Annotated in this window: 17 protein-coding genes; 2 read left to right on the forward strand and 15 right to left on the reverse strand. The window is 35.4% G+C overall.

Features of this window, described 5'->3' with window-relative positions; genetic code table 11:
• Positions 1 to 7: 7 nt before the first annotated feature.
• The 5 genes from tkt to F0362_RS17915 form a co-directional block, all read right to left on the reverse strand.
• The gene (gene tkt / locus F0362_RS17895; RefSeq protein WP_000019759.1) at positions 8 to 2,008 is read right to left on the reverse strand and encodes a transketolase; all 2,001 of its coding nucleotides are present in this window, start codon (positions 2,006 to 2,008) and stop codon (positions 8 to 10) included.
• Positions 2,009 to 2,297: 289 nt separating this feature from the next.
• On the reverse strand, positions 2,298 to 3,101 hold the full coding sequence (phnE, locus tag F0362_RS17900; protein WP_000047884.1) for a phosphonate ABC transporter, permease protein PhnE: 804 nt from the start codon (positions 3,099 to 3,101) through the stop codon (positions 2,298 to 2,300).
• Positions 3,101 to 3,895 carry a phosphonate ABC transporter, permease protein PhnE gene (gene phnE, locus F0362_RS17905; RefSeq protein WP_001000771.1) on the reverse strand — a complete coding sequence of 265 codons (795 nt, stop codon included), beginning with the start codon at positions 3,893 to 3,895 and terminating at the stop codon, positions 3,101 to 3,103. Before phnE (F0362_RS17905) ends, phnE (F0362_RS17900) begins: the two co-directional genes overlap by 1 nt.
• Entirely contained in the window at positions 3,892 to 4,665 is a 774-nt protein-coding gene (gene phnC / locus F0362_RS17910) for a phosphonate ABC transporter ATP-binding protein (RefSeq protein ID WP_000569223.1), read from the reverse strand. Before phnC ends, phnE (F0362_RS17905) begins: the two co-directional genes overlap by 4 nt.
• Positions 4,666 to 4,760: 95 nt before the next feature.
• Positions 4,761 to 5,699: a phosphate/phosphite/phosphonate ABC transporter substrate-binding protein gene (locus F0362_RS17915; protein WP_000915069.1), complete on the reverse strand. Its 939-nt coding sequence runs from the start codon at positions 5,697 to 5,699 to the stop codon at positions 4,761 to 4,763.
• 185 nt (positions 5,700 to 5,884) lie between these two features.
• Between F0362_RS17915 and F0362_RS17920 the strand changes: the two genes are divergently transcribed.
• Positions 5,885 to 7,468, forward strand: a complete 1,584-nt coding sequence (locus F0362_RS17920; protein ID WP_001075251.1) for a bifunctional metallophosphatase/5'-nucleotidase — start codon at positions 5,885 to 5,887, stop codon at positions 7,466 to 7,468.
• 30 nt (positions 7,469 to 7,498) lie between these two features.
• Here F0362_RS17920 and F0362_RS17925 read toward each other — a convergent pair whose 3' ends face one another.
• Positions 7,499 to 7,738: a DUF896 domain-containing protein gene (locus F0362_RS17925; RefSeq protein WP_000931861.1), complete on the reverse strand. Its 240-nt coding sequence runs from the start codon at positions 7,736 to 7,738 to the stop codon at positions 7,499 to 7,501.
• Between the two features lie 45 nt (positions 7,739 to 7,783).
• Positions 7,784 to 8,440, reverse strand: a complete 657-nt coding sequence (locus F0362_RS17930; protein WP_000991792.1) for a YneB family resolvase-like protein — start codon at positions 8,438 to 8,440, stop codon at positions 7,784 to 7,786.
• A 141-nt stretch (positions 8,441 to 8,581) separates the two neighbouring features.
• Here F0362_RS17930 and lexA point away from each other — a divergent pair, with 141 nt between their 5' ends.
• Complete coding sequence (gene lexA, locus F0362_RS17935) at positions 8,582 to 9,202, forward strand: transcriptional repressor LexA (RefSeq protein ID WP_000413736.1); 621 nt, start codon at positions 8,582 to 8,584, stop codon at positions 9,200 to 9,202.
• Between the two features lie 114 nt (positions 9,203 to 9,316).
• Here the strand turns inward: lexA and F0362_RS17940 are convergent, their stop codons facing one another.
• The 8 genes from F0362_RS17940 to F0362_RS17975 form a co-directional block, all read right to left on the reverse strand.
• Positions 9,317 to 10,120 carry a DUF4097 family beta strand repeat-containing protein gene (locus F0362_RS17940; protein ID WP_000976110.1) on the reverse strand — a complete coding sequence of 268 codons (804 nt, stop codon included), beginning with the start codon at positions 10,118 to 10,120 and terminating at the stop codon, positions 9,317 to 9,319.
• Positions 10,121 to 10,663: a DUF1700 domain-containing protein gene (locus tag F0362_RS17945; RefSeq protein WP_001031393.1), complete on the reverse strand. Its 543-nt coding sequence runs from the start codon at positions 10,661 to 10,663 to the stop codon at positions 10,121 to 10,123.
• A complete protein-coding gene (locus F0362_RS17950; RefSeq protein ID WP_001102631.1) occupies positions 10,656 to 10,979 on the reverse strand; it encodes a PadR family transcriptional regulator in 324 nt (107 codons plus the stop codon). Before F0362_RS17950 ends, F0362_RS17945 begins: the two co-directional genes overlap by 8 nt.
• A gap of 227 nt (positions 10,980 to 11,206) precedes the next feature.
• A complete protein-coding gene (locus tag F0362_RS17955; protein ID WP_001106590.1) occupies positions 11,207 to 13,006 on the reverse strand; it encodes an ABC transporter ATP-binding protein in 1,800 nt (599 codons plus the stop codon).
• On the reverse strand, positions 13,003 to 14,205 hold the full coding sequence (locus tag F0362_RS17960) for a nucleotidyltransferase domain-containing protein (protein ID WP_000409751.1): 1,203 nt from the start codon (positions 14,203 to 14,205) through the stop codon (positions 13,003 to 13,005). The genes F0362_RS17955 and F0362_RS17960 overlap by 4 nt, the downstream gene beginning before the upstream one ends.
• A 1-nt stretch (position 14,206) precedes the next feature.
• Positions 14,207 to 14,680 (reverse strand): lasso peptide biosynthesis B2 protein, encoded by a 474-nt coding sequence (locus F0362_RS17965; protein ID WP_149889914.1) that lies wholly within the window; start codon positions 14,678 to 14,680, stop codon positions 14,207 to 14,209.
• 36 nt (positions 14,681 to 14,716) lie between these two features.
• On the reverse strand, positions 14,717 to 15,025 hold the full coding sequence (locus F0362_RS17970) for a lasso peptide biosynthesis PqqD family chaperone (RefSeq protein ID WP_000260275.1): 309 nt from the start codon (positions 15,023 to 15,025) through the stop codon (positions 14,717 to 14,719).
• Entirely contained in the window at positions 14,988 to 15,959 is a 972-nt protein-coding gene (locus tag F0362_RS17975; RefSeq protein WP_000460441.1) for an aldolase, read from the reverse strand. Before F0362_RS17975 ends, F0362_RS17970 begins: the two co-directional genes overlap by 38 nt.
• Position 15,960: the final 1 nt, after the last annotated feature.

Consider the following 15,960-nt stretch of genomic DNA (forward strand, 5'->3'; position numbering starts at 1 on the left):
AAAATCATTAAAGCATTTCTTTTACTTTACGAACAACGTTCTCTACAGTAAATCCATACTCTTCCATAATCTTCTCACCAGGAGCAGAAGCACCGAATGTATCGATACCTAACACATCTCCTTCAAGACCTACGTAACGGTGCCATCCGAATGTAGCACCCATTTCGATTGCGAAACGTTTTGTTACTGCTTTTGGTAATACAGATTCTTTGTACTCAGCAGTTTGAGCTTCAAAGCGATCCATAGATGGCATGCTGACAACAGCTGCGTCAACGCCGTCTACTGCTAACGCTTTTTGTGCTTCAACAGCTAGACTTACTTCAGATCCAGATGCAAGTAAAATTACATCAGCTGTTTCTTTCTTGCTTGCAGAAACTACATATGCACCTTTTGCAACTTTTTCATACGTATCTTCTTTTGCGCCTTCTAATGTTGGAAGATCTTGACGAGTTAATACTAAAGCAGTTGGTGTTTTTGTAGATTCTAAAGCTAATCTCCAAGCCGCAACAGATTCGTTACCGTCAGCTGGACGAATAACAGATACATTTGGCATTGCACGAAGCGCTGCTAATTGCTCAACTGGCTCATGTGTTGGACCGTCTTCACCAACAGCGATACTGTCGTGTGTGAATACATACGTTACTGGCAATTGCATTAATGCTGCAAGACGAATTGCTGGACGTAAGTAGTCAGAGAATACGAAGAACGTACCACCGTAAGTTTTTAAACCACCATGTAGTGCAATACCGTTCATTGCTGCACCCATTGCGAATTCACGTACACCGTACCAAATGTTTTTACCGCTGTAATCTTCTCTTGTAAAGTCTTTTTCGTTATTCATATATGTTTTGTTAGAACCAGCAAGGTCAGCAGATCCACCGAAGAATGATGGTACAGACTCTGCAATTGCATTAATTACAGCACCTGAAGAATTACGTGTTGCTGCTTTTGATCCTAATTCATAAGTTGGTAAGCTTTGTTCCCAACCTTCTGGAAGAAGACCGTTCATTGCTGCTTGCAGTTCGTTTGCTAATTCTGGATATGCTTGTGCATATTCACCTAACATCGTGTTCCAAGCTGCTTGCGCTGTTTCACCAACATCTTGTACTGTTTTACGGAAGTTGTCATATACTTCTTCTGCTACATGGAAGTCTTGTTCAGCAGTCCAAGCGTATGCTTCTTTCGTTAATTTTGTTTCGTCTACACCAAGTGGAGAACCGTGTGAAGCTGATTTTCCTGATTTGTTTGGAGAACCGAAACCAATTGTCGTTCTTACTTCAATTAGCGTTGGGCGTTTTTCGTCAGCTTTCGCTTCTTCAATTGCTTTCGCGATTGCTTCAATATCGTTTCCATCCTCAACACGGATTACTTGCCATCCGTATGCTTTGTAACGATCTTCTACACTTTCAGAGAATGAACGATTTAAATCGCCATCTAATGAAATATCGTTTGAATCGTAAAGCACAACAAGACGCCCTAATTGTAAATGAGCAGCTAATGAAGATGCTTCAGCAGAAACGCCTTCCATTAAATCTCCATCACCACAAATAGCGTATGTATGATGATCTACTACATTATACGCATCACGGTTATATTTAGCCGCTAAATGTCTTTCAGCCATTGCCATACCTACAGCAGTTGCAATACCTTGTCCAAGTGGACCAGTAGTTGCGTCTACACCTGCAGTATGACCGTACTCAGGATGTCCTGGAGTTTTACTTCCCCATTGACGGAAGTTCTTTAAGTCATCCATTGTTACATCATAACCAGATAGGTGAAGTAGGCTGTATAATAACATTGAACCATGACCTGCAGATAATACGAAACGATCGCGGTTAAACCACGTTGGGTTGTTTGGATTATGTTTCATAAATTGAGTCCATAATGTATAAGCCATTGGTGCTGCACCCATTGGCATTCCTGGGTGACCAGAGTTTGCTTTTTCAATCGCATCGATGGATAATGTGCGAATCGTGTTGATAGAAAGTTGTTCGATTGAATGTGACATGCTATTCTTCCCTTCGCTTATATTAGTAAACGTTTTATACATTTATATGATAGCTTCCCACGCAAGATTATACAACATGTATCGACAAATATGTTGATGTTTTTTTGATTTTTTATAAAAAAACCAATGATTTCGGGAATGTATGGGTATTCAATATGACATACTTTTTTATTGTTTTTATTTTAAAAAGAAAGGGAATTATCTGTATATTTATACAAACGTACAGACTTCTTTTAATAAACACTTAAAAAGACAAAAAAGCATCTGACTTCGATGCTTTTAAAATCCGTTAAACAATCCGTTTTCGAATCGAACTTGAAATAAAATCGATTATAATTACCATTAGAATGATGCCCAATAAAATAATTCCCACACGAGACCAATTCCGTGAACTTAATGCAAAAATTAATGGCGTACCAATACCACCTGCTCCAATTACACCTAAAATCGCAGCGGATCGCACATTAATTTCGAACCTGTATAACGTATACGATAGAAAATCTGGTAACACTTGTGGTAATACCGCATACCAAAGTATTTGAAACCGATTTGCACCTGTTGATATTAACGCCTCGGTCGGTCCCTTATCTATATTTTCAATTCCTTCCGAATATAGTTTCCCTAACATTCCGATAGAGTGTAACCCTAAAGCTAGAACTCCGGCAAAAGAGCCTGGCCCAACAGCTTTTATAAATAAAAGAGCCATAACTAATTCAGGAAATGTACGAACAAAACTAAGTACAAATTTCCCAGCACCTGAAGTTAATTTTCCACTACTCATATTCGTTGCCGCCCAAAAAGCAAATGGAACAGATAAAAAGGCAGAAATAAATGTACCTAATATTGCAATTGCCAACGTATCAATCAAACCATGTAATAAATCTTCACCATCAGGCAAAGATACATATGACCAATCTGGGTTCAACACGCCTGTCATAATTGCTTTTGTAATTTCTCCCGCTGTATTTTTTATTCCCTCGAGTGGGACACCTGAAAAGGCCCATACATATATAACTGTTAGTGCTATAAAAATAATCCAGCGATTTACACTCGGTTTCTTCGGTTTTGGTACGATTATCGTCGTTTTACTCATTATAATTTCTCCCGCAACAATGTACTTATATAATCAATTAACAATACAACAACAAGGGTATAAATAATAATGGAAGCAGTTTGTTGATATTGTAAAAATCCAAGTGTACGATCATAATATAAACCAATGCCACCTGCTCCTACTAAACCTAGAACGGCTGCGGCACGTACATTCACCTCAAATGTATAAAGTACGTAGGAAACAAAGTGCGCTTTCACTTGCGGAATGACCCCATAAACAATCCATTGCACCTTATTCGCTCCTACAGCTGTCATCGCTTCTAATGGACCTGGATCAATTGATTCAATTGACTCATACAATAATTTCGCTACGAGCCCAACCGAGAAACAAGTAAGAGCCAAAATACCTGGAAGTGGTCCTATTCCAAAAATCGCTACAAAAATAGCCGCTAATAATAAATCTGGTATCGTTCGTATAAAATTTAAAATCAATCGAGCTGGACCGTACAAAAATACACTAGTAAATACATTACTTGCTGCAAATAGTGCAAGTGGAATGGCTAAAATCGCTCCTAAAGTCGTTCCAATAATCGCCATGCGTATTGTATCTAACATTGCTGTTGTAATAACTTGAAAATAACTCCAATCTGGTGGCACCATTTCCTTCAATAAATCCATCATATTTGGAAAACCAACTACTAGTTTTGAAAATGATGCGTCGACCTGTACACTACTACCCCACAACAGTAAAATAACTAGAATAACCGTTAACATATGTTTCAATTTACTCGGCGGCTTCGGTATCGATTTCGAATATATCGTCACGTCATTCATTTAGCTGCCACCTCTAATAGTGAGCTTTTCTGAGCTACGTCCCCATAAATTTCAGCAAATTTTTCATCCGTTGCCTCATCTACTACACCATCAAAAACAATTTCACCTGCATGTAATCCAATAATGCGTGTAGCATATTGCCTCGCTAAATCAATAGAATGTAAGTTTACAATTGTCGTAATTCCAAAATCTTCATTAATTTTTTTCAAATCATCCATTACTTGCTTTGTTGTCAGTGGGTCTAACGAAGCAACAGGCTCATCTGCCAATATAATTTTCGCTTCTTGTGCCAATGCTCTAGCAATCGATACACGTTGCTGTTGTCCTCCTGATAATTCATCTGCTCGTGCATATGCTTTTTCTAAAATATTTACCCTGTTCAAAGCCTGAAATGCAAGTTCCAAATCTTCCTTCGGAAACAAGCCTAACGTTGTACGTAATGTCGAATGATATCCAACACGCCCGGCTAATACATTCTTCAGTACCGTGGATCGCTTTACAAGGTTAAAGCTTTGAAAAATCATACCAATATCTCGGCGCATGCGTCGTAACTCTTTGCCTTTTGCAGCAGTAATAGACTCACCTTCAATAATAATTTCTCCTTCTGTAATCTCATGAAGGCGATTTACTGATCTGAGGAGTGTAGATTTTCCAGCCCCAGATAGCCCGACCATTACAACAAATTCACCTTTTTGAATTTTTAAATTTATGTTTTTCAATCCTTTCGTACCATTTGGATACACTTTGGAGACATTTTGAAACTCTATCACACATCTTACCTACCTTCTATGTATTATCAATAACTGAAAAACGGCAAACTAACTGAAATCACACACTTTCCAGTTAGTCGCCATTTCCATATGTATTATTGTGTTTTCACTTTCTTTCCATAGTCACGAACGATATCAAATTTACTATCATCAGATTTCACATATCCTTCGTGTGAGTATACCTCTTTAATGATTTTGTGCCCTTCTTCATTCTTTCCTATTTCAATGAAAGCATCTTGTAATTTCTTGCTCCACTCCGCATCTAAATCAGAACGTACAGAAATCGTATCGTTTGGAATTTTCTCCGTAAATTTTACTATTTTCGTTTGATCGAATATATTCGGATAATCTTTTTTTACAATATTACGAGCATCTTGGAATACAACAGCTGCATCAACATCACCATTTAAAAGAGCAATAAGTGACTGATCATGACCTTTTAATGTAACAGGTTTCACATCCTTTAGCGGATCGACTCCCTCTTTTAACAATACAGCTGCAGGCCATACATACCCTGCTGATGATGTTACATCTTGATAACCAATTTTTTTACCCTTTAATTCTTTTACACTGTTAATATTAGAATCTTTCTTAACAACAAACTCTGATTTATAAAAATCTACTAAGTCCTTTGTGGGAGCTCCAGTTTCATCATCTACCCCAAAACGTTGCGCCTGTAATATTACGTTTGCAGCCTTTTTCTCATGCGCTAACACATACGCTGTTGGAGGTAAAAATCCTACATCTACTTGTTTTGATGCCATAGCTTCTACAATTGTATTGTAATTCGTTGAAATACTAACTTTTACCGGAATGTTTAATTTATCACTTAATAGATTTTCCAATGGTTTTGCTTTTGCCTCTAACGTATCTGCATTTTGAGAAGGAACAAATTGAACATTTAACGTCTTCGGTACATAACCTTTTTTCGTATCCTCATTTTTACTTGCACTTGATTCCTTCGTTCCACAGCCACTTAATAACCCCGCTGCTAGTACAACTGTTGTGCTCATTGCAAAAACTTTTTTCAACATGTGAATGCCTCCATTTTTCGTTGTTATAAAATAACCTTCCGTAAACATGAAGAAATATATCACATATTTTTACAAACAATTACTTATTTACAGAATCTTTACACATTCTATACATTCTGATTAAAATTCTTTTCATATATTTGATATGATTAATTGAAAGATAACAATAGAAAAGGTGAATGGTATTGAATCAAAATCAAATTGTAACTTTAAATATTTTATTAACAAGCGATGTACATGGTACTGTGTATCCAATTCACTACCAAGATAACTCCAAAGCAGAAATTGGTTTAGCTAAAATTTCTACTCTTATAAAAAAAGAACGTTCCAAAAATACAAACGTTCTTTTAGTTGATAACGGTGATTTCATACAAGGAACACCTTTAACTTATCATTACGCTACATACGAAAAAGATAAGAAAAATCCAATGTCCTTATTGGCCAACTATTTAAATTATGATGCTGCAATTATCGGCAATCATGAATTTAATTATGGAATGGATATATTAAATCATGCTGTAGAAACTGCAAACTTCCCGTACTTATCAGCAAACATTTTAGATAAAAACATAAAAGAACCTTATTTCGGGAAACCCTATATAATAAAACATATTGAATCAAATATAAAAATTGCTATTTTAGGGGCAACAACACATTACATCCCGAATTGGGAACAGGCCCATCATATTAAAGATTTACTATTTGAAGATGCATTAGAAACAATAAAAAAGTGGGTTCCTTACATCCGTAAACATGAGCAGCCCGATTTACTAGTCGTAGCCTATCACGGGGGATTTGAACGCGATTTTCAAACAGGAGTACCGACTGAAGTTTTAACAGGTGAAAACCAAGGATACGCAATGTATGATGAAATTGATGGTATAGATATTTTACTAACAGGCCACCAACACCGAGAAATTGCTCAAACTTTAGATAATGGTGTAACAATTTTACAGACCGGATGCAATGGACACTCCGTTGGAAAGGTAAAAGTAATATTCGAAAAAACAGAACAAAAATGGGTAAAGAAAAATAGTTACGCACAATTATTGCCTGTGCAAGGAATCGAGGCCGACAAAGATGTTCTTTCCTTGGTCGCCGATTATGAAGAGAAAACACAAAAATGGCTTGATCAGCCTATTGGCATCATTCATGGAGACATGCGAATTTCAGATGCTATGCAAACTCGTTTGCAAGACCATCCTTTTATTGAATTCATAAATAAAATCCAGATGGATATAGCTAACGTTTCTATTTCTTGTACAAGTTTGTTTCATAATACATCTCCAGGATTCCCGAAACATGTCACAATGCGGGATATCGTTTCCAATTATATTTACCCAAACACATTAAAAGTTATTCGAGTGACTGGAGCCGATATAAAAGATGCTCTCGAACTTTCTGCTTCTTATTTCACATTAAATAAAGTTGGAGATATAATTGTTAATCCTGCATTCATAGAACCAAAACCTGCGCATTATAATTACGATATGTGGGAAGGGATTTCGTATGTATTAAACATTTCAAAACCAATTGGTGAAAGAGTAGAGTCTTTACAGTATAAAGGCGCTACACTCGATATAAATGAAGAATATGACGTTGTTATGAATAATTATCGAGCAAACGGCGGAGGGAACTTCTTCATGTTTCAAAATAAACCAGTAATAAAAGATATTCCAACAGATATGTCTGAACTTATTGCTAACTATATATTGAAGCATAAAAGAATAGAAGCAACGAGAAATAACAACTGGAAAGTTATTAAATAACAAATAAAAAAGATGGGCTTCGCCCATCTTTTAATTTAATTTTGCATTATCTTGCTTTTTTAAAGCTTTTAATTTCGCTGGTGTAACATCTGTACCTTCTTCGTTAACGACTTTAATTCCTTTAAGTTCGTTTAACATATTTTGACGAAATCCTTTTAAATATTGTTCTCGTAGCGATTGACGCTCACGTTGTTCTTCTTCAGTTAAACCTTCAGCTTTTGCTTTTTTCGCTAAGAAGTTAATGCGTTCAACGAGTTCGTGATTAAGCATCTCGAATCCCCCTTCTAATCAAAACTGATTATTATCATACAATAGTTACTCTTCTTTATCAAGCAATTGCTTTGTATACTCTACGTATCTACGATGTACAGTCGCTTTTGAAACATTATGACCAAATCCACGAAGCGTTGCCGCAATTTCTTCGAAAGTGAGTTCACTCTTGCGCAAACGTACAATTTCCTCAATTGGCACTTCTTTTTTCTCTCGCCCTACGCTTAAATGACGATTTTTCAAATTATTTTCTGGCCGATAGCCTTTTTCTACCGCGCGTTGCATACCACGTTTAATTTTCAAGTTATGAATCTTTCTTTGATATTCTTCAACAATACTAATTATATCTAATACCATCGAATCAGAATCCGACAATTGTAATTCACCATTATGCGTATGTGTATATACTTTTATTCCCTCTTTATGTAAACAATGCATTAACGCAATCTTCGCATTCCCTCTACCAAGACGTGTTTCATCTTGTATTAGAAGTGCATCAACTTGTTCATCTCGAATTGTATCTAATACTTCTAATATGCCATCACGTTCAATTGTATAGCCACTAGCCTGTTCCTCAATCACTTTTGTCACATTCATTTCATAGCGCTCAGCTAAATGCAATAATTCATCCTTTTGACGCAATAACGATGTTTCTTGTGCTTCTTTTGTTGTACTCACACGTGCATAAACAATTGCATTCATTTTGAACCCTTCTTTCTCGCTATATTTTCTCTCTAGTGTATCATAAATCTCCCTTTTGTTCGAACTTATGTTTGTAGAATGTTTTTTCGCATGTTATACTTATTAATAAGAAAAACGAAAGAAAACGAGGTGTTAGAAAACATGGAAAAGTTAACGAAACGCCAGCAAGACATTCTCGACTTTATTAAGCTAAAAGTACAAGAAAAAGGATATCCACCTTCCGTACGTGAAATCGGTCAAGCAGTCGGCCTCGCTTCTAGTTCTACAGTGCACGGACATTTATCACGACTAGAAGAAAAGGGCTATATCCGACGCGATCCAACAAAACCACGAGCAATCGAAATTTTAGGCGATGACCGAATGGATACAGAAACACAATCTGTTATTCAAGTTCCAATCGTCGGAAAAGTTACTGCCGGTTTACCGATTACAGCAGTCGAAAGTGTAGAAGAGCACTTCCCACTTCCAGCTAGTATCGTTTCTGGATCAGATCAAGTATTTATGTTACGTATTTCTGGAGATAGCATGATTGAAGCTGGTATCTTTGATGGAGATTTAGTTGTTGTCCGCCAACAACAATCTGCATACAACGGTGAAATTGTCGTTGCCTTAACAGAGGATAACGAAGCAACTGTTAAACGTTTCTATAAAGAAAAAGACCACTTCCGTCTACAGCCGGAAAACTCTTCATTAGAACCTATCATTTTAAAACAAGTGTCAGTTATTGGAAAAGTAATTGGCGTATATCGTGATTTACATTAAAAATAATAAAAGAAGATAATTCCCTTATTTATATAGGGAATTATCTTCTTTTATATATTGGTAGATTTTAATTCATTCCAAAAAACTCGAATGAATCTATCTTCTCATCTATTATTAACGTGTTTCTATAGTAACATCTCCAGCAGCCGTTTTGCCGCTAATCTTTTTACTCCCATTACCAATTGTTACGTTTTTATTTTCCTCATTAAAAATTGTCACATCTCCACCAGGAGTTTGCCCAGTTATTACTGCATCTTTTGGTTTTTCCGATAAAGTAATAGTTACATCTCCAGCAGTTGAGCTTGCCTCTACATCATACTTAGGATCATGATCCATAATATATACATCCCCACTAGTCGTTTTTGCTGTTACTTTCCCCATAACCTTTTTAAAGTTCACCTCACCAGCTTTTGTAGATCCCTCTACGTTCTTAGCTGTTACATACTTCAAATCCACTTCTCCTGCCAGCGTTCCAACATTTACGCGGTCACTTTTCACATCACTTATTTCTATTTGTCCAGCTGCTGAATTTACTTTGATCTCTTGGTAAGAACGTTCTGGTACAAATATAGTCAATGTAGACGTTTGAAATCCGAAATTGTAAAAGGAAAAATCAAACGAAACATCTTTTTTTCTTTCCCCAATAACTTTTAATGTGTCACCATCTTCAGTAATACGAATTTCTTGTTTACTTACATCTCCTGTTTGCTTTACATAAAAAGAGGCATCCGGAGATTTTTGGACGACAATATCCCCAGCCCCTAACTTAACTTCTATATTTTTTAACGTTTCGTTTTTAATTACGTCTTCTTTATCGCCTTTTTCTGCAGTTTGTACTGCTTTTTCATATGTTTGTGAAATCCCTATTACTCCAATAATGATACAAGCGATAGCTACTAACAATATTTTTTTCATCATCTACTCCCCTTTTATCATTTTGAAGTTCCATATCACATAACGTACGCACAATCTTTTAAACCACTTCGTACTATAATACGCTATCATACATAACAACAAACCTACTCCAACAAATGTTATACTAACGAAAAGATCCAACCATATAAAAGTGCCCATAAATACTTTTACGATAACGAAAAATGGTGTCACTACACTAGCAATCCCACCGACCCAAAAAGAAAATATAAAACCGATAATTGCAACTAAAGGGCCTAACACGATAATAAAATTAAATAAACTAAGTCCAATCGCCGCCATGACAGCTCTTGTAACATTTGAAGTCGATGGATCTTTTTTCATTTCATCGAAACGATACATCGCAAGTAATTCTTTTGCAATTACTTTAGGAGAACCAAGTCCTTTTATTATTTCTAATTCAGTTTTCCCTTCTTCTATCCCAAACTGAAAGTGCTCTTCATAATCAAATAAAATATCTTTCCTCTCTTCTTCCGGTAACTTTCTAAGCTGATTCGATAATTCTCTAAGGAATTGTTCTTTATTCATCCCAATTCACCCCTTCAATAATTTCTTGTACCCCTTTCGCAAAATCACTCCACTCTGTTACTAACAAATGAAGTTGCGTCTCTCCTTGCTCTGTTAGCTGATAATATTTACGAGGCGGTCCTTCCGTGGACTCTTTTAAATACGTTTGAAAATATCCCTCTTTCGTTAAACGACGTAATAATGGATATACTGAACCTTCCGATATTAAAAATTTATTTGAAATTTGCTGTACAAGTTCATAACCGTAACTATCTTTACGTTTCACAAGTGCCAAAACACATAGCTCTAACACACCTTTTTTAAACTGAACGTTCAAATGTAATCCTCCTTTCTTAGTTTAGTACTGTTCAATACACGGTACTAGATATATCCATAATATACCACTTGGTACTATTTATTGCAAGGTACTTGTTTATATGTATTCACTGACTTTAAAAACGCGCAAATAAAATCCCGAATAAGATTCTGTTGTAGTTCACCATTATTCGAGATTTTATTCGATTCGAACTGCATTCATACAAAGCTTCATTCAATTTTTCTCCTCTAAGAACCAACTTCCATTTGTGACCCTAGTAAATTTCGAAATACACCTTTTCTTTCTTTAGCTAGTTGATTAAATTCACCTTTTTGAACAATTTCACCTTTTCCTAAAACAATAACTTGATCTGCATTGCGTATAGTAGATAAGCGATGTGCAATAACAACAATAGTCATTGTTCCTTTCAATCTTTCTATTGCTGATTGGATTTTCACTTCATTTTCAGTATCTAACGCACTCGTAGCCTCATCTAATACTAAAATCGACGGTTTTCTTAAAATAGCTCGAGCCAATACAAGTCGCTGACGTTCACCACCTGAAAGCCTCACCCCACGATCTCCAATCAGTGTATCAAGTCCATTTGGAAGCATTCGTACAAATTCAGTTGCTGCCGCAAATTCTAATGCAGCCCAAATTTGTTCTTCATTTACATTCGAGTCAATCATCATTAAATTCTCTCTTATACTAGCATTAAATAAGAACGGATCTTGTGGTACATAGCTAATAGCCTGTCTTAATGATAATAAATTATCAGTTGTAAGAGGGGTACCATCTATTAACACTTGACCTTTTTCTGGTTGGATTAACCCCATTAACACATCAATTAATGTACTTTTCCCAGCACCAGAATGTCCTACAATTGCCGTCATACTATTTATTGGAATTTGTACATTAATGTTTTGAAGTGCATATAAAGCTTCTTGCTTATTATAACGAAAAGAAACATCCTTACACTCAATACCTTGTTTTATACAAATCGGCTTTATATGTTTTTGCATGTATATATCCTGCATTTCAACCGCTTCATTACACTCCTGTTGCAATTCCCATAATGACTTAAAGGCAGGAATGCTTGCAGCCAGTTGTTCTAAATTTGACTGAATCGTCATGAACCTTGGCCATAATCTTGAAAAAATGAGAATGATTAATAGTAACTGGGCCGTTTGCGCTTGAAACATATTTACTGACAAAAATATAAAAAATGCAATTAATATAGCCATTGAAATTTTATAAAACAATTGAGAGTTTGACCTTATTCTCATATACTCCATTTGTTCGCTACTCATCTTTTTTGTTATAGATTGAAACCACTCCAAACGTGATCCTTCCAAAGTATTGCTCTTTATATCTTTAATTCCATTGAAATGATCTGTTATACCAGAAAGATAGTCTTTTGCCAATTCTGAGGTCTTACCGCCTAGTATCCGTGCTTTTTTTATAAAAACACGAGAAGCTACCAAGAACAATAAGCCAAAGCCCAAAACAAATACAGTGACTTGGGGAGATAATAAAAACGCAAGCCCTACCTGTATGAATGTAAATAGAATAGTAGCTAGCAATTGTAAAATTAAATTAATCCCATAACTAACACGAGCTAATTCTGTAGTTAATATATTAATTAGATTTGTTTTCCTTTTTTCTAAAAAAAATCTCCACTTTGCTTTTAAAATCATACTATATGTTTCTACTCTTAACTTTCGTACAAAAACTTGTTGCGTTCTCGCATCTCTTAACGTTATATTTCTTTGCAGTATATTTTGACTTAACACTATTAATACATATATACCTAAAATAGAAATTAAACTTGTTGTTTTAGGGAAATTCTGCAAAATTCTATAGACAGGTGCAATAAAAGAAGTCTCCTCACCTGTATTAATTATTCCAGTCATACTTATCATAGGAAGTAATAAAATAATACCTATCCCTTCAAGTAAACTGATTAACACCATACCAAATAAATTCACATACAGTATTTTTCCTGCTGAAGAATATAATTTCTTCATAAAATATATAATATAATTCATCGATGTTCCCCCAATAACAAAGCAAACTTCTTCGTTTTTCTCCAAATACATAGAAACGGACGTAAAGGAAAATATAAAAAATGAAGAAATTTAGGTAACGGCAATGTTTTCGCATCAATTGGATAAGGATATAGTTGGCTCATAATAAATAAAGTTTTTTGCTGATTAGACATTAACGAAAATAAATGTCGACTATGATAAGCAAGTACTTCTTCAGGAACCGGATCGGTATGCAAGTTTATCATTTGCTTGAAATAAAACAAGGCTTCTTGCGCTAACTGTTTTGAATGTTTTTTAGCTACTAATTCCATCATTCTTTCATCCATCCGTACACCTAGCAATTGAGATGACAAAATTAATGCTTGTCCTCCTAAATGTAGCATTTGATATGTTTTCATTAGTTTATGAATCTCACTCCAATTAAGATCTTGATTGACAATTTTTTTTATATCTACTAACCAGCGTAATCTGGACCAACCATGTCTAGCACCATGAGATACAAGAAATAAAAATAAATCTTCCTTCCCTAGCATATATACGGAATTACTCGTAAGGGTGCTTTTTCTCTTTCGCTTCCAAAGCTCTTCAAACCCAGGTTCCTTACTAGGTCCGGGATTTAACCGCCAATGAATCTCAAGCTTAATCTGTTTTGTCGGATGAAAAAATGTTATATGATGATGCCTCCATTTCCAATCATTTAATATCGTTTGAATATAATCGTCTTTTACATACCCCTGCTCTAAAAGTAGCATTTCTACTTTTTCTAAATTTTGAATTGGAATAAGAACGTCCAAATCACAGGATGTTCGTAAAGAAATATCTCCATATAAATCCTGAGATAGTACAGGCCCTTTTAGAAAAATCATACGAATCTCATTTTCATTACATATTTTATTTATTCGTTCCATTTCAGCACTTAAATAAAGCATTTGAAATGTATTTTTTTTATATTTTCTATTCAAGGATTGTACAATATGTGAAGGAATTATTTCCTCATCTACCTGTTTAAGTTTTTGATATATCACCGGATAAACGCGATGATGCACAACCTGTTCAAGAAATAATTCCCAATCAATATCCGAAAACCATTCATTGCTGTAAGTTTGCATTGTTTCATCATCTTTTAACTTCAAAATTGCAAAAAGAAGTTTCAATTCCTTAGACATGAACTCTACATTAAGACCAAAATCTTTCTCCATTTTACTCTCCTTTAATAGTGTTCTCACTTAGCCTCTTTGCAAATGATCCAACGACAGTGAATTTCTCCATTCCTTCCGATCCAGTAACATAAAAAGAACCGCTACGTAACCATGCATGTGCAATTAGTGCCCCACTATTATCCTTAGCAGTTCCTAAATAAAGAGTACTCTCAATGTCACGTTTTTCAAGCATTTTCATCCCAGCTATCGCTTTAACGAGACATTGACTTTCCCAAAAAGTATAACGACTCATAATAGAAATTGCTTCGGACACCTCCTTTAGTGTATCCTCGTGTTGCTGAATTTGAGCAACTGATGTTTCGTTCATGTAATCCCCTAAAGAAGGTGCAACTTTGGAAAAGGTAATACTTTTTATTACACGCGCCCATCCTAAAAAAATAAAAGCCTCTAAAAATAAAAGCTTTGTTTCCATGTTCAGCAATAAAAATACCCTTAACCTTTTCACAATATTCATTAATCCCTTCCTAACAGTTCTTTTGAAATTACAAATCTATCTATTAGGCTGATCTTTTATTTGAATTAACCCTTCTTGAAATAAACACTCTAAAAAGGAAAGAACTTGCTCTTCACAATCTTTTCGTTCAATATCATAGTTGGATACTAGCATAGTAACAAGCTGATTAATTATTATTGGCTTTTCAATAAGCTCCCATATTTCTCCGCCTATTTCACCTAAGTTATAGTACTTTCCTTTCTGGACATTTAACATAACTTTTTCTCCATCCATATCGCTTACTATATTACCTTTACTTTGGACAACGTTATGTTTTAATGATATTTTTCTCGAGTGGACAACCATCAACCATACTCCCTTTCTGTATAGTATTTAAAATAACTTCCACAAGCTCATGAGCTGTAAATCTTGAAGTCGGGCGACTTACTTGAAACATTTCCATTCCACTTGCAATATGAGTTGAAGTTTCAAAATGCCATTCCATTAATCCTAATTTAGAAATCAAAGAACTCCTAAAAGTATGACGGTATAATTTATACAAGCGTGCGAGCCCTTCTATACGGGTCGTCTCAATATCTTCTCCCTGTGTTTTTACTAATTCAATAACACCAGCAAGAGGTAATGGATCTGGAAAGAATTGAGAATTCACAGGAACAGCATACTTCGTTTCTCTTTCAAACAAAGGGCTCAATTGCGCTACTTCCATCCCCAACTCATTTATGCTCTCTTGCCATAATTTTTGTTGTGCGTAAGAAGGATGAACTATTGCAGTATTTTTATTCAAAAGAGACACAGCAACTACATCATCACTTAAAAGCTGATATCCTTTATTCAAAAAAGCCGAGGCTAACGTTGATTTTCCAGCTCCTGAATCACCAATTAATGCGTATGCTTTTCCATCTATGGCAATTACACTCCCATGCAATGGGAGTGTTTTACGTTGCATTAAAAGCGCCCCCATACAAGTTCCTAGAATATATAAGCGAATTTTATCTTCTTCTGCGTCTGCCATAGGTGAAAAGGTGATTTTCTCGCCGGCCTGTATAGAAAATATTGCAGTTTGAGGAACATGAAACATAACTACATTATCCTCCACTACAATTGTTTTTTGCTTTTCCGCGCTATATTTACACCACTGTTCTGACAAATCCGTTATTTCAACTTGAACATCTGCCACCTCTTTTTTTTCATTCAGCTGAGACAATTCGGGTAATGGAATTTCACTTACTATTTTTAACCCGAAAGCTTGATATAACACATTCCCCATAGAATCAAACATC

This window comes from Bacillus sp. BS98 (assembly GCF_008432245.1).
GTDB classification, from domain to species: Bacteria; Bacillota; Bacilli; order Bacillales; family Bacillaceae_G; genus Bacillus_A; species Bacillus_A toyonensis.

Bases quoted from the DNA above. Each gene is read 5' to 3' on its own strand.
- F0362_RS17925 (WP_000931861.1), bottom strand. From the start codon at position 7,738: ATGCTTAATCACGAACTCGTTGAACGCATTAACTTCTTAGCGAAAAAA.
- F0362_RS17960 (WP_000409751.1), bottom strand. From the start codon at position 14,205: ATGGAGAAAGATTTTGGTCTTAATGTAGAGTTCATGTCTAAGGAATTG.
- F0362_RS17975 (WP_000460441.1), bottom strand. From the start codon at position 15,959: ATGTTTGATTCTATGGGGAATGTGTTATATCAAGCTTTCGGGTTAAAA.
- F0362_RS17970 (WP_000260275.1), bottom strand. From the start codon at position 15,025: ATGGTTGTCCACTCGAGAAAAATATCATTAAAACATAACGTTGTCCAA.
- lexA (WP_000413736.1), top strand. From the start codon at position 8,582: ATGGAAAAGTTAACGAAACGCCAGCAAGACATTCTCGACTTTATTAAG.
- F0362_RS17940 (WP_000976110.1), bottom strand. From the start codon at position 10,120: ATGATGAAAAAAATATTGTTAGTAGCTATCGCTTGTATCATTATTGGA.
- tkt (WP_000019759.1), bottom strand. From the start codon at position 2,008: ATGTCACATTCAATCGAACAACTTTCTATCAACACGATTCGCACATTA.
- F0362_RS17965 (WP_149889914.1), bottom strand. From the start codon at position 14,680: ATGAATATTGTGAAAAGGTTAAGGGTATTTTTATTGCTGAACATGGAA.
- F0362_RS17930 (WP_000991792.1), bottom strand. From the start codon at position 8,440: ATGAATGCAATTGTTTATGCACGTGTGAGTACAACAAAAGAAGCACAA.
- F0362_RS17945 (WP_001031393.1), bottom strand. From the start codon at position 10,663: ATGAATAAAGAACAATTCCTTAGAGAATTATCGAATCAGCTTAGAAAG.
- phnE (WP_001000771.1), bottom strand. From the start codon at position 3,895: ATGAATGACGTGACGATATATTCGAAATCGATACCGAAGCCGCCGAGT.
- F0362_RS17955 (WP_001106590.1), bottom strand. From the start codon at position 13,006: ATGAATTATATTATATATTTTATGAAGAAATTATATTCTTCAGCAGGA.
- phnE (WP_000047884.1), bottom strand. From the start codon at position 3,101: ATGAGTAAAACGACGATAATCGTACCAAAACCGAAGAAACCGAGTGTA.
- F0362_RS17915 (WP_000915069.1), bottom strand. From the start codon at position 5,699: ATGTTGAAAAAAGTTTTTGCAATGAGCACAACAGTTGTACTAGCAGCG.